The 19,560-nt window shown below is 68.3% G+C and carries 17 protein-coding genes; 11 read left to right on the top strand and 6 right to left on the bottom strand.

The window, feature by feature from the left end; genetic code table 11:
* Nucleotides 1-48 precede the first annotated feature (48 nt).
* The 4 genes from JOD60_RS00475 (at nucleotide 49) to JOD60_RS00460 (ending at nucleotide 4,308) form a co-directional block, all read left to right on the top strand.
* Nucleotides 49-927, top strand: a complete 879-nt coding sequence (locus JOD60_RS00475; RefSeq protein WP_076691750.1) for a PfkB family carbohydrate kinase — start codon at nucleotides 49-51, stop codon at nucleotides 925-927.
* Nucleotides 924-2,372, top strand: a complete 1,449-nt coding sequence (locus JOD60_RS00470) for an NAD(P)/FAD-dependent oxidoreductase (protein WP_076691749.1) — start codon at nucleotides 924-926, stop codon at nucleotides 2,370-2,372. The genes JOD60_RS00475 and JOD60_RS00470 overlap by 4 nt, the downstream gene beginning before the upstream one ends.
* 63 nt (nucleotides 2,373-2,435) lie before the next feature.
* Nucleotides 2,436-3,299: a sugar phosphate isomerase/epimerase family protein gene (locus JOD60_RS00465; protein ID WP_076691748.1), complete on the top strand. Its 864-nt coding sequence runs from the start codon at nucleotides 2,436-2,438 to the stop codon at nucleotides 3,297-3,299.
* The gene (locus JOD60_RS00460) at nucleotides 3,268-4,308 is read left to right on the top strand and encodes a LacI family DNA-binding transcriptional regulator (protein ID WP_084202073.1); all 1,041 of its coding nucleotides are present in this window, start codon (nucleotides 3,268-3,270) and stop codon (nucleotides 4,306-4,308) included. Before JOD60_RS00465 ends, JOD60_RS00460 begins: the two co-directional genes overlap by 32 nt.
* 101 nt (nucleotides 4,309-4,409) lie before the next feature.
* On the opposite strand, the gene JOD60_RS00455 is transcribed toward JOD60_RS00460, so the two are convergent.
* Both JOD60_RS00455 and JOD60_RS00450 read right to left on the bottom strand, forming a co-directional pair.
* A complete protein-coding gene (locus JOD60_RS00455; RefSeq protein WP_084202072.1) occupies nucleotides 4,410-5,690 on the bottom strand; it encodes a TRAP transporter large permease in 1,281 nt (426 codons plus the stop codon).
* Nucleotides 5,687-6,349 (bottom strand): TRAP transporter small permease, encoded by a 663-nt coding sequence (locus tag JOD60_RS00450; protein ID WP_198159077.1) that lies wholly within the window; start codon nucleotides 6,347-6,349, stop codon nucleotides 5,687-5,689. Before JOD60_RS00450 ends, JOD60_RS00455 begins: the two co-directional genes overlap by 4 nt.
* A gap of 158 nt (nucleotides 6,350-6,507) precedes the next feature.
* Here JOD60_RS00450 and JOD60_RS00445 point away from each other — a divergent pair, with 158 nt between their 5' ends.
* Together JOD60_RS00445 and JOD60_RS00440 are read left to right on the top strand one after the other, a co-directional pair.
* Nucleotides 6,508-7,440 carry an NAD(P)-dependent oxidoreductase gene (locus tag JOD60_RS00445; RefSeq protein ID WP_076691746.1) on the top strand — a complete coding sequence of 311 codons (933 nt, stop codon included), beginning with the start codon at nucleotides 6,508-6,510 and terminating at the stop codon, nucleotides 7,438-7,440.
* A 29-nt stretch (nucleotides 7,441-7,469) separates the two neighbouring features.
* Nucleotides 7,470-9,107, top strand: a complete 1,638-nt coding sequence (locus JOD60_RS00440) for a thiamine pyrophosphate-dependent enzyme (protein ID WP_198159076.1) — start codon at nucleotides 7,470-7,472, stop codon at nucleotides 9,105-9,107.
* Nucleotides 9,108-9,200: 93 nt separating this feature from the next.
* On the opposite strand, the gene JOD60_RS00435 is transcribed toward JOD60_RS00440, so the two are convergent.
* From JOD60_RS00435 to dctP, 3 genes are all read right to left on the bottom strand, one after another.
* Nucleotides 9,201-10,160 (bottom strand): hydroxyacid dehydrogenase, encoded by a 960-nt coding sequence (locus JOD60_RS00435; protein ID WP_076691744.1) that lies wholly within the window; start codon nucleotides 10,158-10,160, stop codon nucleotides 9,201-9,203.
* The gene (locus tag JOD60_RS00430) at nucleotides 10,160-11,608 is read right to left on the bottom strand and encodes an aldehyde dehydrogenase family protein (protein WP_076691743.1); all 1,449 of its coding nucleotides are present in this window, start codon (nucleotides 11,606-11,608) and stop codon (nucleotides 10,160-10,162) included. The genes JOD60_RS00435 and JOD60_RS00430 overlap by 1 nt, the downstream gene beginning before the upstream one ends.
* A gap of 86 nt (nucleotides 11,609-11,694) precedes the next feature.
* Nucleotides 11,695-12,720, bottom strand: a complete 1,026-nt coding sequence (dctP, locus tag JOD60_RS00425; protein ID WP_084202070.1) for a TRAP transporter substrate-binding protein DctP — start codon at nucleotides 12,718-12,720, stop codon at nucleotides 11,695-11,697.
* A gap of 379 nt (nucleotides 12,721-13,099) precedes the next feature.
* Between dctP and JOD60_RS00420 the strand changes: the two genes are divergently transcribed.
* Nucleotides 13,100-13,831, top strand: coding sequence for a GntR family transcriptional regulator (locus JOD60_RS00420; RefSeq protein ID WP_157127987.1), 732 nt, complete (start codon nucleotides 13,100-13,102; stop codon nucleotides 13,829-13,831).
* Here JOD60_RS00420 and manA read toward each other — a convergent pair.
* Complete coding sequence (gene manA / locus JOD60_RS00415; RefSeq protein ID WP_076691742.1) at nucleotides 13,809-14,957, bottom strand: mannose-6-phosphate isomerase, class I; 1,149 nt, start codon at nucleotides 14,955-14,957, stop codon at nucleotides 13,809-13,811. The genes JOD60_RS00420 and manA overlap by 23 nt on opposite strands.
* A 102-nt stretch (nucleotides 14,958-15,059) precedes the next feature.
* Here manA and JOD60_RS00410 point away from each other — a divergent pair, with 102 nt between their 5' ends.
* From JOD60_RS00410 to JOD60_RS00395, 4 genes are all read left to right on the top strand, one after another.
* Nucleotides 15,060-16,073 carry an SIS domain-containing protein gene (locus JOD60_RS00410; RefSeq protein ID WP_076691741.1) on the top strand — a complete coding sequence of 338 codons (1,014 nt, stop codon included), beginning with the start codon at nucleotides 15,060-15,062 and terminating at the stop codon, nucleotides 16,071-16,073.
* A 108-nt stretch (nucleotides 16,074-16,181) separates the two neighbouring features.
* Nucleotides 16,182-17,099, top strand: coding sequence for a LysR substrate-binding domain-containing protein (locus JOD60_RS00405; protein WP_076691740.1), 918 nt, complete (start codon nucleotides 16,182-16,184; stop codon nucleotides 17,097-17,099).
* A 63-nt stretch (nucleotides 17,100-17,162) separates the two neighbouring features.
* Nucleotides 17,163-18,311 (top strand): CaiB/BaiF CoA transferase family protein, encoded by a 1,149-nt coding sequence (locus JOD60_RS00400; RefSeq protein WP_076691739.1) that lies wholly within the window; start codon nucleotides 17,163-17,165, stop codon nucleotides 18,309-18,311.
* Nucleotides 18,308-19,504, top strand: coding sequence for an acyl-CoA dehydrogenase family protein (locus tag JOD60_RS00395; RefSeq protein ID WP_076691738.1), 1,197 nt, complete (start codon nucleotides 18,308-18,310; stop codon nucleotides 19,502-19,504). Before JOD60_RS00400 ends, JOD60_RS00395 begins: the two co-directional genes overlap by 4 nt.
* Nucleotides 19,505-19,560 lie beyond the last annotated feature (56 nt).

The following is a 19,560-nucleotide window of genomic DNA, read 5'->3' as shown; positions in this document are numbered from 1 at the left end:
GGTCCCTTCTGATATCGTTATCATCACGAGTCTCAAGGGGGAACCGCCATGACGTTCGTCGCAATCGGCGACAACTGCCTTGATGTCTACATCAGAACGGACCAGACGTTCGTCGGCGGCAACGCCCTCAACGTTGCGGTCAACTGGGCGCGCGCGGGGCGGGGCGCCCGGTATATCGGCGCCGTGGGCGATGATCCGGCCGCGGCGCTTGTCGTCTCCGCGCTCGAGGGTCAGGGTATTGCGTCGTCCGACGTGACGACCCTCGCAGGCCGCACGGGCGTCACCCTCGTCGAGTTGAACGACACCGACCGCCGCTTCGTCCACGAGGAGTTCGGAGTCGGCGCGAACTGGGTACCGACGCAGCTGCAGCTGAACGAACTGACGGATGCGGATTGGGTGCATCTCGCGGGCATCACGCGCAGCGGCGGCATCGTGGAGGAAGTGAAGCGCCGGGGTGCGAGGGTGAGCGTGGACCTGTCGACGCAGGCGGACCTCGCCGGTCTCCACGGCGTCGACGTCTGCTTCGCCTCCGCTCCTGACTCCCTCGATGCGGCGGAGACCCTCGGCCGGCGGATCCGCGCAGCCGGCGCGCGCACCGCTCTCGTCACCGCAGGCGCCGCCGGCTCCGTCGCCGTCGACGCGGAGGGGTCGCGGCGGCAGGCTGCGCAGCCCGTCGCGGTGCTGGACACCTGCGGCGCCGGCGACAGCTACATCGCCGCGACGATCGGTGCCCTCGCGGATGGCCGCGATCTGGGCGACGCCATGCGCGTGGGCACGCGGGCCGCCGCCACCACCTGCACTCACGCGGCGGGCTTCCCGCAGATGCCGACCCGCACGCTTCCCTGGATCATCGACACCTACTACGGCTACGCCGACGCGACAGCCGAGGCCCACGACCGCCGCACTCCGGAGCACACCACATCATGACCAAGACCTACCGCCTGCGCCCTCCCGTCCCGGCCGAGCCGGGGGAGCGGTCCTATTGGATTCAGACGGCCTCCCCCGACGGTGTGAAGCGCCTCCGCGGCCTGGCCAGTGCCGTCACGGCATCCATCGCCATCGTGGGGGGAGGGCTCACGGGACTCTGGACCGCGTGGCGGATCCTCGAGAACGACCCGACCGCCGACGTCGTGATCCTCGAAGCCGACTTCTGCGGATCCGGTGCGTCGGGCCGCAACGGCGGGCAGGTGCACACCTGGTTCGGCAACCTCGACTATCTTCGAGCCGTCACGGGACGCGCCGAGGCGATTCGGCTGGCGCGGGCCACCCGCGACGCCATCGCGGAGATGGCGGAGCTGCAGCGCGATGGCGTGCTCACGATGGATCTGCGCCTCGACGGCTTCGTGAGCTACTCGGCCGCGCCCGCGCATGACGGGAATTGGCGTCCCGCCTTCGCGCTGCTGGCCGAGCACGACGAGACGCCGTACCGCGAGCTCGACGCGCGGGAGATCGTCGAGGTGACGGGAACGGCGACGAGCCGCGGCGGGATGATGGAGCAGGATGCGGGGACGATGAACCCGTTCAAGCTCGTCATGAGCCTGCGGGAGCGGCTCGTCGAGCGCGGTGTGCGCATCTACGAGTCCACGCCGGTCACGTCGATCGTGGCGGGCGAGCCGGCGACGCTGCAGACCCCGGGCGGCTCGGTGACGGCGAAGAAGGTGCTGATCGCGACGAACGCGTGGGCGAGTTCCATCCGCGAGATCAACCGGGTGATGTACGCCGTCGACGGGCAGGTCATCACGACCGAGCCCGTGCCCGACACGCTTGCGGCGACCGGACTGGTCGACGGGAAGGCGCTCGGCGACAGCCAGATGCAGGTGCTGTACTACCAGCGGACGGTCGACGGTCGACTGCTGCTGGGCCAGGGGTCCGGCCTCCCCATCTACCGCGATCGACTGACCCGTCGCTCGAACAGCAATCCGGCGCTCGAGCCGGGTGTCGTCGCGGAGATGGAGCGCATGTATCCGTCGCTGAAGGGCGCTCGCGTGGATTACGCGTGGGTCGGTCCGATCGACATCTCGGCGAGTCACCTGCCCGTCATCGATACCCTGCGCGGGGCGGACAACATCCTCTATTGCGTCGGCTACACAGGCACGGCCCTCGCACAGATACCCGTGGTGGCGCGGATTCTCGCCGCTCAGCTGCAGGGTATCGACGATGAGTGGTCGCGCAGCGCGCTCGGTCACCAGCGCGGACGGATCACGAAGATCTTCCCGGAGCCGTTCCGGTTCATCGGAGCCACGATCGTGCGCCGCGCCGTCATGCGGCGTGTCCGCATGGAGATGGCGGGGCGCCGTGTCGGGCCTCTCACGAAGGGCCTCATCGCCCTCATGCCCCGCTACCGCGGCCCCGGCGACAGCCTCGGCGAGTAGCGGGCATTCCTTCCCTCTGTGTGCACCCCCTGACATCCGTCCATCTCCGAAGAAGGAACTCACGTGCTCTCACTCGCATCGGTCACCGGTACGAACTTCGCCTACCAGCGTTTCCCCCTCGACTATTGGCTGGACGACATGGTCGCCCTGGAACGGCAGCAGCTGGAGATCTGGGGGATGTCTCAGCATGTCGATCTCTTCGAGCTCCGCAAACGCGACGTCGACGCCCTGCGTGGCAAGCTCGAGGACCGTGGGCTGAGCGTGGCGTGCATCACGCCGGAATCGCTGATGTATCCCGTCAACTTCGCGAGCGACGACCCCGTGATCCGGGAGTACACGTTCTCGATGTTCCGCAACGCCGCCGACCTCGCGGCCGACCTGGGTGCGAGCTACGTGTTCGTGACACCGGGCTGGGGATGGGAGAACCAGCCGGTCGCCGACGCCGTGGCGAGGGCCGCAGAAGGCATCCAGGCGCTCTGCGCGTACGCGGACAGGAAGGGACTGCGCTGCGTGCTGGAGGCGCTGCAGCGGCACGAGTCGAACCTCGCCGTCGACGCCGGGCAGCTCGATACCGTCTTCCGGGCCGTGGATGCGCCCAACCTGGGAATCGCGCTCGACACCGTCGCGATGGCGACCGCGGAAGAGAACATGGGCGACTACTTCGACCGTTTCGGAGATCGCGTCTGGCACGTACACCTCGTGGACGGCAACCCGTCGGGGCACAAAGCCTGGGGCGACGGGAACCTGCCGCTGGACGATTACTTGCGGGATCTTCGACGCTTCGGATATGACGGTCTCATGACCGCGGAGATCTTCGGCCGGCCGTACATCTACGAGCCCACGGCCGCCCACCGCAAGAATCTCACTGCGATCGGCGCGGCATTCGATCGGATCGATGCCGTGTCCAGATCGGAACACGCCTCGTGACGCCGTGGCGCTGACGATCAGGGACGTCGCCCAGGCGGCCGGCGTCTCGCAGGCAACGGCTGCGCGTGCGCTCAGCAACTATGGATCCGTGAGCGCGGCAGCGCGCGAGCGCGTTCTCATGGCCGCGGCAGAGATCGGCTATCAGCCCAATCACATCGCGCAGGCCCTCCGCAGCGGCTCGGCGAAGGTCGTGAGCTTCGTGCCGGGGAACATCGACGTCCCCTTCTTCGCGCGGGTGGCTCACGTGATCGCGGACCGCCTCGAGCAGGCGGGGTTCGTCCTCATGATGGCGAGCTCCTACGAGAGTCTCGACAGGGAGCGCGGCATCGTCGAGGCCATGCGGTCGCGTCTGACCTCCGGCCTCGTCATCGCACCGACGTCGTCGATGGAGATCGCGCACCTGGTGTCGCTGCATGAGTCCGGGACGCCCGTCGTCTCGATCGACCGGTCGCTTGCGCAGCACGGCATCGACTCCGTCAGCGTGGACAACCTGGATCTCAGTCGTCAGGCCGTCGGCCACCTCCTCGAGCTCGGCCACCGACGCATCGCGACGCTGTACGACAGCGAGACGATCGAGTCCAGCGCCCAGCGACTGGCCGGCAGCGCGGCGGCGATCGAGGGCGTGGGCGAGCTGGTTCCCGTCCGCGGGGGACTCACGGTCGATGAGGCGGTCGCGGCCGTCTCCGCTGCGCTGAGCGCACGCGATCGGCCCACGGCAGTGTTCGCGGCCGACTCACTCATGACGGAGGCGACGCTGTACAGCGTCCGCCGACTGGGACTTCGCATCCCGGGCGATGTCTCTCTCGTCGGCGTCGACGACCACAGCCTTTCGCCCCTGCTCGACCCGCCGTTGACCCTCGTGTCGCAGCCGGTGGACGAGATCGGCAACGCCGCCGTCGACATCCTGCTCGGACGACTCCAGGGCACGGCGACGGCGCGACCTCGCGATCTCACCCTTGAAGCGACGCTCATCGTCCGAGAGTCCACTGCGCCGCCGCCCGCGCTCTGACGCGGGTCCGGCCGCTTTCAGGCGGGCGCTCCGCATCGGAGCCCGGGCAGCGATCGTGCCGCCGACCCGGGCCTGCCGGGCGGTGTTCGGACGCCACGGCGTCAGAACACCGACGGGAGCCAGATGGTCAGCAGCGGAACGAACGTCACGAGCATGAGCACCGCCACGAGCGCGATGAACAGCGGGATGAAGGCCTTCACGAACGCGGGAATGGAGACGCCCGTGATCGCCGCCACCGTGTAGACGACGGTGCCGACAGGCGGTGTCAGGGCGCCGATCGTGAGGTTGAGCACGATGATCACGCCGAACTGAACGGGGTCGATCCCCGTCATGACGGCGATCGGCGCCAGCACGGGCACGAGGATGATCATGAGGCTCGAGGACTCGAGGAAGATGCCGAGGATGAGCAGGATCACGTTGATCACGAGCACGATCACGACGGGGTTGTCGGAGATCCCGTAGAGGAAGGAGCTGAGCTGGTCGGGGATCCGCTCGTACGCCACCACGATGCCGAAGACACTCGCCGAGGCGATGATGATCATGACGACGGCGGTCGTGAGGACGGCCTCGCGCAGCAGGCGAGGGATGTCCCGCCAGGTGATCTCCTTGAACACGAACAGGCCGAGGACGAGCGCATAGATGACCGCCACCGCGCCCAGCTCGGTCGGGGTGAACACGCCGAGGCGGAGGCCGACGAGAAGCAGGACCGGCATCAGCAGGGCGAAGAAGGCCTTGCGGAAGCTCATCCAGATCTCGCGGAAAGGCGGGAACTTGTCGTTGGCGCGTGGGAAGTTGTGGATGCGCGCGAGGATCCAGACGGTGATCGACAGTGCGACGGCGATGAGGATGCCGGGGATCACGCCCGCGATGAAGAGGTCTCCGATCGAGACGCCTGCGAGCACACCGTAGAGGATGAGGCCGATGCTCGGGGGCAGGATCGGGGAGATCCCGCCGGAGGCGACACTGATGGCGGAGGCGAAGGCGTTGGTGTAGCCCTGCTTGCGCATGATCGGCACGAGGATCTTGGCGTCGATGGCGGCGTCCGCGTTGGCCGATCCCGACATGCCTCCGATGAGGAGGCTGTTGAGGACGTTGACCTGAGCGAGGCCTCCGCGGAAGTGACCGACGAGCGAGGTCGCGAAGGCCATCATGCGCTCGGCGATCCCGCCACCGGCCATGATGATGCCGGCGAAGATGAAGAACGGCACCGCGAGCAGGGGAAAGGAGTCGAGACCACTCGTGAGCCGTTGTACGACCTGCGGTCCGCCGCCACCGCCTTCGAAGAGCATGTAGCCCAGCGAGATGGCGAGCAGCGTGATCCAGACCGGGACCCGGATCGCCAGCAGCACGAGCATGATCAGGATGAGGATCGCGATGGTCATGATCGGTGTCCGTTCTTCCGCTGCGAGCCGCGGTCACCCTTGCGGGGTCGCTTCATGAAGATGGTCGTCGTTACAGGCTCCGCCGGCAGCTGAGGGTGCTCGTCGCGGGGGGTGACGACGTCGTCGTCTTCGACGGCCTCGTGGATGGGGGCATAGATCCCGGTGATCGCGCCCCGTACGGCGAGGAAGAAGTCCCTCAGGCAGTAGAGCGCCATCAGGCAGAATCCGACGAGGAGGGCCATTGTGAGCACACGTCGGCTGACGCCCAGCCCAGGGAGGTCGACGAAGCGGTTCGTGAGGACGGCGACCCAGATCCAGTAGAGGCAGAAGCCGACGACGCCTCCGACGATGAGCTGGACGACGATCTCGCAGGCTGCCTGCCATCGCGGCGAGAAGCGGCCGACCATCACATCGATCGTGATGTTGCGCCCGCGCCGTGCCGCTGCAGCTGCGCCGAGATACGTGAGCCAGACGAAGCACACCATGGCGATCGACGGCGCGCCGGGGATCGGGTGGTGGAACACGTAGCGACCGACGACGTCGGAACACAGCACGACGACGGCAACGGCGAGGAGGATCGCGCTGACGTCTTCCTCGATGAAGATCAGTACCCGCGTCACGGCTCGCCGCAGCCGTCCGGATTCCGGTGGTGCACTCACGTTGATCGTTCCTGTCTGTCCCGCTGGGGAACACGGAAGCCGGCTTCTTCGACCGGCGCCGTAAAGTATGTTTGAGAACGTTACCACTTTGTGGTCCGGGTACGACAGGGTGACTCGCCGGTTTGAGCGGCGTCGCCTTCCGATGGAGGAGGTCCTGCATGAGTTCACCACGTTTCGCATTCCCCGACGCCTCTCCCGACGACGAGGCGCTGCTGGCGCGAGGGCTCGAGGCGGCGGGCGTGGATCGCGACCGGATCGACGTGTCCTACGGAGTCCCGTCCGACGCGGACGAGTGGGTCGAACGGATCGGGGAGGCCGAGGCGACACTGCTCGGCTGGTCGATTCCGAACGAGGCGCTGCGGCGGCTGCCACGCCTGCGTCGCATCTCGTTCCTCGGCACAGGCGCGGCCGACAACGTCGATCTCCGGCTCGCTGAGGAACTCGGCATCGAGGTGCGAACGGTCCGTGGGTATGGCGACGACGCCGTCGCCGAGCACGCTCTCGCCCTCCTGCTGGCGGCGGCTCGCGGCATCCCGCTGCTCGACCGTGAGATGCGCGAGGGCCAGTGGGCGGCGCGCCCCGGCGTGCAGCTGGCGGGCAAGACGCTGGGCATCGTCGGTCTCGGGGGGATCGGCATGCGCATGGCGACGCTCGCTCAGGGGATCGGCATGCGCGTCGTGGGGTGGAATCGCTCGGTGCGCGATGGCGCGACGCAGTACGGATCGATCCCGCTGCTGGATCTCCCGGAGCTCTTCGCCAGGAGCGCCGCAGTCTCTCTCCACCTCGCGCTCACGCCGGAGTCGACGGGAATCATCGACGCCGCCCTCATGGACGCTCTCGCACCGGGCGCCATCCTCGTCAACACCGCGCGGGCGGCCATCGTCGACCGTGAGGCGCTGATGGCGCGATTGCACAGGGGTGACATCGTCGCGGCTCTCGACGTGTTCGATCCCGAGCCGCTGCCGGCCGACGATCCGCTGCGCTCAGCCCCCGGCACCGTGCTCACACCGCACGTCGCGTATGACACCCCCGAGGCCGCGGAAGCCCTCTTCCGCCTCGCCGTCGCCAACCTCGTCGAGTCCGCCCCGTGAGCGGCCGACGCACCGAAAGGAGCGTGCCCGTGGGCACCAGAGCCGGACACCTCGTCGTCGAAGCGCTTCTCGCGCAGGGACTGGACCGCTACACCTGCGTCCCTGGTGAGAGCTTCCTCCCCGTCCTCGACGCGATCGTCGACCACGGCGATCGCGCCGAGATGATCGTCTGCCGCCACGAATCGCCCGCCGCTCACATGGCCGAGGCCTACGGCAAGCTGACAGGCCGTCCCGGAGTCTGCTTCGTGACCCGCGGCCCCGGCGCTCTTCATGCCGCCATCGGCGTGCACACCGCGGACCAGGATGCCACGCCCCTGCTGCTGTTCGTGGGCCAGATCGCACGCAAAGACCGTGGGCGCGGCGCGTTCCAGGAGTTCAACTCGCACGAGGTCTTCGGGTCGATGGCCAAGTGGGTCGCGACGATCGACGAGGCCGCACGGATCCCGGAGACGATCGCGCGCGCGGTCCGCATCGCGACGTCGGGCCGGCCCGGTCCCGTCGTCATCGAGCTCCCAGAGGACATGCTGTACGACACCGTCGAAGACGCGGTGATTCCGGTGGTCGCCGCGCTCTCGACATCCGTCGGCGCGGACGTGGTCCAGCAGGTCGAGGCGGAGCTGCGCGCTGCACAGCGGCCGCTCATCGTCCTCGGTCGCGGCGGGTGGGGTGCGCCGCAGAGCGAGGGCATCCGTGAGTTCGCGGAGGCCAACAGCATCCCGGTCGTGGCGGCGTGGCGGTGCCAGGACCACATTGACAACGACTCCCGGATCTACATCGGCCACCTGAGCCTCTCGACCGAGCCTGATCTCGTGCGCACGCTGGAGGAGTCCGACCTCATCCTGGCGATCGGCGGTCACTTCGGCGACGTCGAGACCGGCGGATACGAGCTGCTCGCTCCCGGCGCGCACCGGCGCGTCATCCACTTCGCCGTCGACGGATTCGATCTCGACCGCTATGTCCATGCCGATTTCGCGGTGCAGGCGGACTCCGCCGCCGCTGTCGACGCACTCGCGCCGCTTCGGGTCGATGGCGCACGATGGGAGGAGCGCACGGCGCGGGCGCGGGCAGCCTACATCGAGCGCTCGACTCCCGCTCCCGACGATGAGCTCGGCACGATGATCGCAGGACTCTCGGCTGCGTTGCCGGCAGATGCCGTCGTCACGAACGGCGCGGGGAACTACGCCGTCTGGGTCCACCGCTTCCACAGGTACCGGCAGTACGGCACGCAGCTGGCGCCCGCAAACGGCGCCATGAGCTACGGGCTCCCGGCAGGCATCATGGCGGCGGCTCTCGACGGCACACGGCCCACGATCGTCTTCGGCGGGGACGGATGTTTCCTCATGAGCTCGATGGAACTCGCCACCGTCGCCGCGCTCGGCGTTCCCGTGGTGATGGTCGTCGTCAACAACTCGTCCTTCGGCACCATCCGCATGCACCAGGAGCGCGAGTTCCCCGGTCGCCAGAGCGCCACGACGCTCGGCAACCCGGACTTCGCGGCCCTGGCGCGAGCGCACGGCATCCCGGGTGCGACCGTCCGCACTGCGGAGGAGTTCCGCCGCGAGTTCGCGGAGGCGGTCGGGTCGGGTGCGCCGCGACTCATCGAGATCGTCACCGACGTCGCGCGGATCTCGCCCACACGGAGGATCACAGAGCAGGGTCTGGTGTGACGGCTCCGTGCTCGGAGCGGTGACAGTGCCCTGACGACATCGCGCCCCCGACGACCGCACGGTCTTCGGGGCGCGATGCGTTCGCGTCGCGCCTCAGCCGTCCGATGCGTCGAGCCTGTGGAGCACGCCCGTCGCCACCTCGACCGCCATGCGCTCGAGCGCCTCGGCCGTCATCGCGGCCATGTGCGGCGTCGCGATGATGCCCGGCGTGTGCAGGATCGCGGCATCCCGCGCCGGTGGCTCCGGGTCGAAGACGTCGACCGCGGCGCCGGCGAGCGACCCCGTCGTGACGGCGTCGATGAGAGCGTCGATGTCGACGAGCTCGCCGCGCGCCGCGTTGATCAGCACGGCCCCGGGCGGCATGAGCGAGAGCCGGTCAGCCGAGAGGATCCCGCGCGCCTCCGGACCGCCCGGCAGATGCAGGCTCACGACATCGCTTCCCGCCAGCAGGGACTCGAGGCTCTCGTGGGCCGTGATGCCCAGCTCGGACATCGCAGCGGCGGAGACGAACGGGTCGTATGCACCGACCGTCATGCCGAGAGCGCTCGCGCGACGGGCGACGGCGCGGCCGATCGCGCCGGCGCCCACGAGCCCGAGACGCAGACCGCTGATCTCCCTTCCGACCAGGCCGAGGCGATCCACCTGGCCCGGGAGCGAGGAACCGGGGGAGAACGCACCCGCTCGCAGTGCACCGCGTACGTCGTCGATGCGCTTCACGAGCTGGAACATCGTGCCGATCACGTACTCGGCCACCGACTCGGTGTTCGATCGGGGAGTGTTGACGACCGCGATGCCGGCGGACTCCGCTGCGACGAGATCGATGTTGTCCAGTCCGGCGCCGTGGCGCCCGATCACGCGCAGGCGCGGGCCTGCTGCGATCAGACCGGCGTCTACTCGCGTCGACCGCACGATCAGGGCATCTGCTTCCGCCACGGCGTGGCGGAGCCGCGGGTCGTCGGTGCCGCCGAGGACTGTCACGTGGGTGACGGCCTCGAGCAGCGCGACACCGGCCGGATGGATCGGCTCGAGGAGGACGACACGGTCCGGAGTCATCAGACTTCACCTGCCACCGTGTAGACGGTCGCCGTCTCGGTGAAGAACTCACGAGCGGCCGTGCCCTGCTCACGGCCGCCGTAGCTCGACGCCTTGGTGCCGCCGAACGGCACGTGGTAGTCGGTGGATGCCGTGGACTTGTTGACGGTGATGATGCCCGCCTGTGCGCGCCGTCCGAAGTCGCGCGCGCGGGCGAGGGAACGCGTGCAGATCCCTGCCGAGAGGCCGTACTCGACCCCGTTCGCGACGGCGACGGCCTCGTCATAATCCGACACCTTGAGCACGGCGGCGACGGGCCCGAAGATCTCCTCCTGGCTGATCCGCATCTCCGGCGCCGCTCCAACGAACAGGGCGGGGCTGAGGTAGTTGCCCTGTCCGCGATCCTGCAGACGCTCGCCGCCGACGGCGAGGCGGGCACCCTCGGACACGCCGACCCCGATGTACTCGAGATCCTGCGCGAGCTGACTCTCGCTGACGACCGGACCCATGGTCGTGCGGACGCCCCGCGCGTCCCCCACCTGGATCTTGTCGACGGCCGCGACCATCCGTTCGACGAACTCGTCATGGATCGCCTCGTGCACGACGAGCCGACTGGACGCCGTGCACCGCTGCCCCGTGCTGCCGAATGCGCCGTCGAGTCCTGCGGCCACGGCGATGTCGAGGTCGGCGTCGTCCATCACGACGAGCGCGTTCTTCCCGCCCATCTCGAGCTGGACGCGCTTGAGGCTGCCTTCCGTTGCAGCGGCGGCTACCTGGCGCCCGACGCCGGTCGATCCGGTGAAGCTGACTGCGTGCACGAGCGGCGAACCGGTCAGACGCTCTCCGACGACGCTTCCCCGACCCATGGCGAGGTTGAAGACCCCCGCCGGCAGACCGGACTCGGCGATGACCTCCGTCATGAGCCACGCTGTTCCGGGAACGATGTCGGCAGGCTTGAGCACGACGGTGTTGCCGTAGGCCAGGGCGGGAGCCGTCTTCCACGCCGGGATGGCGATCGGGAAGTTCCAGGGCGTGATGATGCCCACCACTCCCACGGGCCGCCGCTGCGTCTCGATGGTCATGCCCGACGCGAGCCCGTGGAACGTCTCGCCGTGAGAGGCGAGCACCTGACCTGCGTAGTAGCCGAAGGTCGCGGCCGCCCTGCGCACCTCGCCGAGCGACTCGACGAGCGTCTTGCCCTCCTCGCGCGCGAGCATGTCGGCGATCTCCTGTTCGCGGGCCGTGATGCCCGCGCTGATCCGCTGCAGGACGGCTGCGCGCTCCCCGGCGGATGTCGCGGCCCAGAGCGGCAGCGCCTCAGCCGCAGCCGCGATGGCGTCGTCGACGTCGCCGGCGCTCGCCTGAGCGTATTCACCGATGTGGTCACGGACGTCAGAGGGGTTCGTGTTGGGGCGGTAGTCGTCGGCGGGGACGAAGCGTCCGCCGATGAAGTTGTCGTGCCTGGTCATGCGTGCTCCCGTGTGATTCCATGAGCGATGCGCCTGGGCGGCGACCCGATAGGTCGGCACCCAGGCGCATCGCGGTTCGGCGGTGATTACTTGGCTGCGTCGCGGACGCGGTCCAGAAGGTCGCCGTACTTGTCATAGAAGGGACGCGTCGCCTCCTGGTACGCCTCGATGTCCGCTTCGACGAAGGTCACGCCGGACTCGGACTCCATCTTGGCCATCGTCTCGTCGATGGCCGCCGCATACCGCTTCTGCGCCTCGACGCCGCCGGCGATGAACTCCTCCTCGAGGATCGCCCGCTGTTCGTCGGTCAGTCGCTGCCACAGCACCTCGCTCGTGCCGAAGCCGATGAGCGTGCGGAAGTGCTCCGTGAGGGTGGCGACATTCGCCACTTCGTGCCAGCCGAGCGCGTAGGTGCCGTTGATGGGGCCTTCCGCGGCGTCGACGACGCCCTGTTCCAGTGCGCTGTACGTCTCTGTATTGGCGATCTCGGTGGGGACGGCGCCGAGCAGGGAGAACGTCTCAGTCCACACGTCGACGGGAGGCGTGCGGAAGCGCAGGCCCTCGAGGTCAGACGGCTGGGGGGCTGGCTTCTTGGCCCAGATGTGACGCGGGCCGTCCAGCCAGTTGAACGCGAGGATGCGGATTCCCAGGTCGGATGCCGCCTCCTCCGCCATCTCGGCGAAGACCTCGGACTCGAGGAAGGTGTTCGCCTCGTCGGCGTTGGCGAACAGGAACGGGCCGCCGAGGATGCCGAAGTCCTCGGCGCCGAGCTGGGCGATGATGCTGGCGTCCATGTAGGCGATGATGTCTTCGCCGTTCGCCGCCTGCTGGGCGGTGTCGCCCGTGGTGCCGATCTGGCCGGAAGGGTAGAGCTCGATGACGATCTCGCCGTCGGTGCGCTCCTCGACGGCGGCTGCAACTTCCTCGAGGATCTGCCCGTCGATGCTCGTCGGAGGGTTGACGTAGCTGAGCTTGATCGTCATCGGGTCGGCGGCACCGCCCGAGCCGGCGTTGTCGCCGTTGCCTGCGCCGTTGGCAGAACAGCCGGCGAGGAGGAGGGCCGCGGCCGTGGCGACCACGGCCGTGCGGAGGAGCTTTCGAGGCCTGTTCATGCTGTGCCTTTCTCTGGCGTTCGCGGGACCGGGACTGCGGTGGCTCTCACCTCTGCAGCCACGATGCTGACGGGTTTGGTAACGGTATCACCTGTCATCCGACAATTGAAGAGATAGTTTCCAGATCTTGACATTTCCGTGCGACGTCGGGTGTCACCTCACCGGTGTTGCGGCCCTTCCGGATGCAGAGAAGCGCCCTGGACTGGCGCGAACCGGCTGACGTTGATGACGTCATCGCGTGTGTTCTGATGTGTGAAAGAATCATCAGACAAGTTGAACGGCTGATCGGGCGGCGGACGGCCGTCCTGTGCTCCTCACCCACTGGATACCCTCGACCTGGGACCTGCCGGGTCGATATGGCAGTCGGAGGAGGATCGTGATGGCTGTGTCCGAGGGTCATGCTTCCACTGCGGAACGTCTGCGCGGGGAGATTCTCACGCTCATCGCCGAGCGTGGACTCGTCGCGGGGGACCAGCTTCCCACGGAGCAGGTGCTTTCGGCGCACTTCGGGGTGTCGCGGGCGACCGTTCGCGAAGGGCTGCGGCTGCTGGAGCAGGACGGATCCGTCAGGGCGGTGCAGGGGAGAGGGCGGTTCCTCTCCGCTGTCGGAGATCTGCGCGTCGAACGCCCCGTCACGCGATACGAGAGCATCACGGACATGCTGGAGGGCCTGGGCTACTCCGTCACCAGCGCTGTGCTCGACCTGCAGGAGGCGGCGGCCGATGAGACCGAGGCGGCTGCGCTCGGGATCGCGGTGGGCGATGACGTCATCCGCATCACGCGACTGCGCTGCGGCGACGAACGTCCCCTCGTCGTGAGCGTCGACACGGTGCCCCGACATCTGCTCCCCGGGCCGATCGGCCACCGTGACTGGAGCGGCTCGCTGACCCACGCGCTGAAGATCCAGGGGCACGAGATCGTCTCATCGCTGGCGCAACTCAGCAGCGTCATGATGCCGGAAGGGCTGGCCGATCGTTTCGGCCTGGCCGACTACGACCCGTGGCTCCTCGTCACCGAGACGTGCATGACGGTGGACGGCACGCGGGCGCTGTTCGCGAAGGACTACCACCGGGGCGAGGACATCGCCTTCAACGTGCTGCGTCGCGCGTGAGAGCCACGAAGACGCGGCCCTCGCCGCGGAGCCGCAGGCTCGCTGCTGTGGCGAAGGCGATCTGACCGCGCTCGAGCTGGAGCGAGTCCTCGCAGCTCTCCGCCTCGAATCGTCCCTCGAGACAGAGCGCGATCGCCGGGCCGCTGAGCGAGAGCTCCGTGTCACCCGTCACTTCTACCAGTTCGAACCCGACCTCGTCGGCGGGTGCCGGGGGGCGATAGAGGTTGACGTGCGGTGCGACGGCGACGGGGAGCAGCCGCGGGGGCTCCCCGGGTGTGAGGTCGACCACGGCAGTCAGTTCCGCCACATCGATGTGCTTGGGTGTGAGGCCGCCGCGGAGCACATTGTCGGAGGGGCCCATGATCTCCACCGCTCGACCGGCCTGGTAGGCGTGCAGCACTCCGGCGGCGACCCACAGCGCCTCGCCCGCCTGCAGCGTGAGACGGTTCATCATCGATGCGACGAGGAGCCCGGCGTCGTCGGGGAAGTGTCGACCGATCGTCGCCAGCAGCGGGAAGCTTGCGGCATCCCCGGCTCCCGCTCGGGTGAGGGATGCGGCGGCGGCGCGAGCCGCCGAATCGTCGGACACGGCCCAGCGGAACGCGTCATCGAGACGGTTCTCGGCGACCATCGTCCGCCAGTGCTCCAGTCCCTGGCGTGCGCTGTCGTCCGTTTGCTCGGCTTCGATGAGGCGGTCGATCATCGCGACGGTCGCGGAGATCGGCGCGATGCCGCACAGGGCTTCGAAACCGTCCTCGAGGGCGAGGATCATCTCGGGCTTCGCATGCGGGTCCTTATAGTTCCGGTGTCGCGCGTCAATCGGCACGCCGCGTCGCTCCTCGTCCGTGAAACCCGACCGTGCGCGCGCCGGATCCGGATGCGCCTGGATCGACAGCGGCACAGCGGCGGCGAGCACCTTGAAGAGGAAGGTCAGCGGAGCGTTCGCGGCACTCCAGCTGCGCAGATCCTCCTCGCCGCTCTCGAACCGGCTGGGGGACAGTGGGTGGTCGCCGAGCCACAGCTCCGCCTCCTTCTGCGCTGACGGCTCCCAGCCGAGCAACTCGGAGATCCCGCCGGGGACTCCCCACTGGTAGCTGCGGGGGGTGTTGGTGATGCGTGCGAGCACGATGCGCTCCTTCGAGTCTGCGGCTCTGAGAAGTCTAGGCCGGACCGAGGACGTGCTATTGTCGAGTCACGCAGTCAATTGTCGAACAACTAAGGAAGATGAATGCTCAACTTCGATCCCGAGCGCTATCTCGCCGTCGAGAACGGTGCTGCCCAGCTCGCAGGCCCGATCGACGCGGCCATCAAGGCCGAGCTGGACGCCGGCATGCGCAACATCGCCTTCTGGGGTGCAGGGGGTGTCGCATTCCTGACGCTGCCGGCTGTGCGCCTCCTGCAGACGCGCTCGAGCTTCCCGACCATTCACGACATGGCGGCGGAGGTCGTGCTGACCGACAACGCAAACGTGGGTGAAGGAACCCTCGTCGTCTTTCCGTCGGTCTCCGGCACGACGAAGGAGGCGATCGCCGCCCTCGAGTTCGCAAAGGCGAAGGGCGCGCGTGTGCTGACTCTCACGGGGAAGGCGGGTACGCCGCTCGCCGATCTCGCCGACATCAACTTCCAGAACGACTGTGCCGACCCCACGTCGAGCGAGAACTTCTACCTCCAGACCCTCTTCATCGCGCTGTCGATCATGCATCACCGGGGTGAGCTGCCCGACTACGAGCGCATCGTCGCCGAGGTGCAGTCGCTGCCCGCGCTCCTGGTTGGAGTCAAGGAGCAGTTCGAGTCGCGAGCAGAGTCCTTCGCCGACGAGGTCGCGAACGAGCAGCACCACATCATCACGGGTGCTGGCAACGTCTGGTACGAAGCCTGGTACTACGCGATGTGCATCCTGGAGGAGATGCAGTGGATCTGGACGCGCCCCGTCCACGCGTCCGACTTCTTCCACGGCACGCTCGAGCTCCTCGAGAGCGACACAAGCTTGTGGCTCGTCAAGGGTGAGGACGAGTGCCGTCCGCTCGCCGACCGTGTGGAGCGTTTCGCGCCGACTGTCACATCGAAGCTGCGAGTGTTCGACACCCGCGACTTCGATCTCCCCGGCATCTCCGGCGATGTGCGGGCCCTCGTCAGCCCCATCGTCATCGCGGCGGCCTTCGAGCGTCTGAGCGTGCACCTCGAGCGGGCTCGCAACCACGATCTCACGACGCGCCGGTACTACAAGAAGGGCGACTTCTGACCGACGCCTCCAGGCGGCGGCCGACAGACATGTCGGTCGCCGCCTGCGTTTCCGCCGGTTCGTCCCGTCGGACGGAGGCGGGGCCGCGACGCCCCGTAGCCTAGGCACGTGGAGGTACACCAGGCGCGCGCATTCCTCGCTGTCGCCGAGGAGCTGCACTTCGGCCGCGCCGCGCAGCGTCTGCACATGACTCAGCCCCCGCTGAGCAGGCTGATCCGCGGTCTCGAGGAGGAGCTCGGTGCGGAGCTGTTCGATCGAAGTCCCCGACGTGTCGTGCTCACGCCCGTTGGCGAGGCTCTCGTGGATCCCGCCCGCGAACTCGTCATGCAGTCCGAGCGCATGCCGCTGCTGGCGCGGCGCGCACAGCGCGGCGAGACCGGCCGCGTGCGCGTCGGCTTCTCCGGCGCATCGGTGAACGCGGTCGTCAGCGCATTGGCACGATGTGTGCGTCAGAAGCGTCCTGAGCTCGCCCTCGAACTCTACGGATCCCAGCTGTCGGAGCCGGGCATGGAGCGCTTGCGGTCCGGCGATCTCGATGCGCTCGTGGGCCGCTGGGACCATCTCCCGTCCGGTATCGATTCCTGCGTCATGGCGGAAGAGGAACTGTTCGTCGCGCTCGCGGAGGATCACCCGCTCGCAGCGAAGAGCTCCGTGAGGCCGGCGGATCTCGCGGAGGAGCCGTGGATCGTCCTTCCGGGCGGAACCAGCGCTACGCTCTCGGCGCGACTCCAGCAGCTCGGGCGGGTTGGCGGGTTCGCCCCGCGAGTCGTGCAGGTGGCCGCCGACTCCGCGACGCAGCTTCTCCTCGTTGACGCCGGACTCGGCAGTGCGCTGATCTTCTCCGGAGTCCGCGAGAACTTCCCGGCGCACTCGGTGGTCTTCCGTCCACTCCAGCCCGGCCTGGGCGCGGTGGAGGTTCGCCTGGCGTGGCGACGCGATCACGTCAGCCCTGCTCTTGCAAGCCTCGTGGACATCGCGCAGTGCTTCCCGCGGGCGGGCTCCGCACGAAGCTCAGCAATACCGTAGCGGTATCTTGGGTCGCCAATATCGGAACTTCCCGTCATCGAACGGACTGCGCAGACTGGAGTCATGCTTCCGCTCGAAGGCGTCCTCGTCGCAGACTTCAGCCGTGTCCTGGCCGGTCCCCTCGCGACAGCGACGCTCGCCGATCTCGGCGCCCGAGTCGTCAAGGTCGAGCGCCCCGCCGGGGACGACACCCGCAATTGGGGGCCGCCGTGGACGGAGAACAGTGCTTCCTATTTCGAGAGCGCCAATCGCAATAAGGAGTCGGTGGCACTCGACCTGACCGATCCGGAGGACCAGGCCGCCGCTCGGGAGCTCGCGCGACGGGCTGACGTCGTGGTCGAGAACTTCCGGCCGGGAGCGCTCGATCGGTTCGGTCTCGGCTACGAGCAGGTGAACGAGGCGAACCCCGGCGTCGTGTACTGCTCCGTGACAGGGTTCGGGAGCGACGGCGGTGCGCATCTGCCCGGCTACGACTTCATCGTGCAGGCCGTCGGAGGACTGATGTCGATCACGGGCGACGCCGACGGCGACGGCGGATCGCCGATGAAGGTCGGCGTCGCGCTCGTCGACGTCCTGACAGCGAAGGATGCGACGATCGGAGTCCTCGCGGCACTGGAAGCCCGCCGTGGCACCGGTCGTGGCCAGAGACTCGAGGTCAATCTGCTCTCGAGCCTCCTGGGCGCGCTCGTCAACCAGGCGTCGTCGTATCTCGCCACGGGCGTGTCACCGGGGCGCCTCGGCAACGCACACCCTTCCATCGCGCCGTACGAGTCGCTCCCCTGCGCGGACGGCTCGATCGCGATCGCATGCGGCAATGACGGACAGTTCCGCAAGCTCGCCGCTGTCCTGGGTGACGAGTCGCTGGCAGACGACATCCGCTTCACCACGAACGCCGCACGGGTACGGCACCGGCCGGACCTCGTGACGGCGCTCGCCGCCCGGCTCGCCCACGATGGCGTCGACGCGTGGGTCGAGCGGCTCTCAGCCGTCGGCGTACCCGCGGGCCGCGTCGGCACCATCGCCGACGGATTCGCCCTCGCCGAGAAGCTCGGCCTCGAGCCCGTGGTGGACGTGGGTCCCGGCCGCCCCGCACAGGTGCGCCATCCCATCACCTATTCCGATACACCGATCACCGAGTACGCCGCGCCGCCGCGCCTGGGCGAGCACACCCAGGCGATCCTGCGCTGGTTGCACCAAGAGGAGCCCCGATGAGCCACATCGACCCGATGTCCCTGCCCGCCCCCGACCCCGCCGACCCGGCGGGGCTCGACGATCTCCTGAGCGAGGACGAGAAGGAGGTGCGCTCGGCGGTTCGCCAGATGCTGGATGCATCGGCGGAGCCGTACATCGCCGAGTGGTTCGAGAACGGCGGTATCCCGAACATCCGCGAGCTCACGAAGGAGCTCGGGTCGCTCGGGGTACTGGGAATGCACCTGGAGGGCTACGGGTGCGCGGGCATGTCCGCGGTCGAGTACGGCCTCGCGTGCCTCGAGATCGAGGCGACGGACTCCGGTCTGCGCTCCCTCGTGTCGGTGCAGGGGTCGCTGGCGATGTTCGCGATCTGGCGCTGGGGGTCGGAGGAGCAGAAGCAGGAGTGGCTGCCGCAGATGGCAGCGGGAGACGCGATCGGATGCTTCGGACTGACCGAGCCCGATGTTGGCTCCGACCCGGGCAGCATGCAGACCCGTGCGCGCCGCGACGGCGACGATTGGGTGCTCGATGGTCGGAAGATGTGGATCTCGAACGCTCCGTACGCCGACGTCGCCGTCGTGTGGGCCAAGACCGATGAGGGGGTCCGCGGGTTCATCGTGCCGACCGGAACCCCCGGGTTCTCCGCACCGGAGATCAAGCACAAGCTGTCCCTTCGCGCGTCGGCCACGGGCGAGCTCGTGCTTGACGGCGTGCGACTTCCTGCTTCGGCGATGCTCCCCGAGGCGCGGGGACTGAAGGGGCCCCTGGCGTGTCTCAACGAGGCGCGCTACGGCATCGTGTGGGGATCCCTCGGCGCTGCACGCTCCAGCATGGAGACCGCTCGTCGGTACGCCCGCGAGCGTGTGCAGTTCGGCAAGCCGATCGGCGCCTTCCAGCTCACACAGCAGAAGCTGGCAGACATGTCGCTCGAGTACACGAAGGGCTACCTCCTCGCGCTGCACCTGGGACGTCGCAAGGACTCCGGGCTGCTGCGCCCCGAGCAGGTCAGCATCGGGAAGCTCAACAACGTGCGGGAGGCGATCGAGATCTGCCGCACGGCCCGCACCATCCTCGGGGCGAACGGCATCTCTCTGGAGTACCCGGTGATCCGTCACCAGAACAACCTCGAGTCCGTTCTGACGTACGAGGGAACGGTCGAGATGCACACGCTCGTGCTGGGCCAGCTGCTCACGGGAGAGCCTGCCTTCCGCTGACGCGCCGGAGGGCATCCTGCGGCGACGCCCGCCATCCGTTCCATCTCTCACGCGTG

The sequence above is a fragment of the Microbacterium aurum genome, from assembly GCF_016907815.1.
GTDB classification, from domain to species: domain Bacteria; phylum Actinomycetota; class Actinomycetes; order Actinomycetales; family Microbacteriaceae; genus Microbacterium; species Microbacterium aurum.
Note: the sequence above shows the minus strand (reverse complement) of the source record. Positions and strands in the feature narration are given on the sequence as shown.

What these genes read in the sequence shown, in the direction of transcription:
- JOD60_RS00475 (WP_076691750.1), top strand. Translation starts at nt 49, where the DNA reads ATGACGTTCGTCGCAATCGGCGACAACTGCCTTGATGTCTACATCAGA.
- JOD60_RS00470 (WP_076691749.1), top strand. Translation starts at nt 924, where the DNA reads ATGACCAAGACCTACCGCCTGCGCCCTCCCGTCCCGGCCGAGCCGGGG.
- JOD60_RS00460 (WP_084202073.1), top strand. Translation starts at nt 3,268, where the DNA reads ATGCCGTGTCCAGATCGGAACACGCCTCGTGACGCCGTGGCGCTGACG.
- JOD60_RS00455 (WP_084202072.1), bottom strand. Translation starts at nt 5,690, where the DNA reads ATGACCATCGCGATCCTCATCCTGATCATGCTCGTGCTGCTGGCGATC.
- JOD60_RS00445 (WP_076691746.1), top strand. Translation starts at nt 6,508, where the DNA reads ATGAGTTCACCACGTTTCGCATTCCCCGACGCCTCTCCCGACGACGAG.
- JOD60_RS00435 (WP_076691744.1), bottom strand. Translation starts at nt 10,160, where the DNA reads ATGACTCCGGACCGTGTCGTCCTCCTCGAGCCGATCCATCCGGCCGGT.
- JOD60_RS00430 (WP_076691743.1), bottom strand. Translation starts at nt 11,608, where the DNA reads ATGACCAGGCACGACAACTTCATCGGCGGACGCTTCGTCCCCGCCGAC.
- dctP (WP_084202070.1), bottom strand. Translation starts at nt 12,720, where the DNA reads ATGAACAGGCCTCGAAAGCTCCTCCGCACGGCCGTGGTCGCCACGGCC.
- JOD60_RS00420 (WP_157127987.1), top strand. Translation starts at nt 13,100, where the DNA reads ATGGCTGTGTCCGAGGGTCATGCTTCCACTGCGGAACGTCTGCGCGGG.
- JOD60_RS00410 (WP_076691741.1), top strand. Translation starts at nt 15,060, where the DNA reads ATGCTCAACTTCGATCCCGAGCGCTATCTCGCCGTCGAGAACGGTGCT.
- JOD60_RS00400 (WP_076691739.1), top strand. Translation starts at nt 17,163, where the DNA reads ATGCTTCCGCTCGAAGGCGTCCTCGTCGCAGACTTCAGCCGTGTCCTG.
- JOD60_RS00395 (WP_076691738.1), top strand. Translation starts at nt 18,308, where the DNA reads ATGAGCCACATCGACCCGATGTCCCTGCCCGCCCCCGACCCCGCCGAC.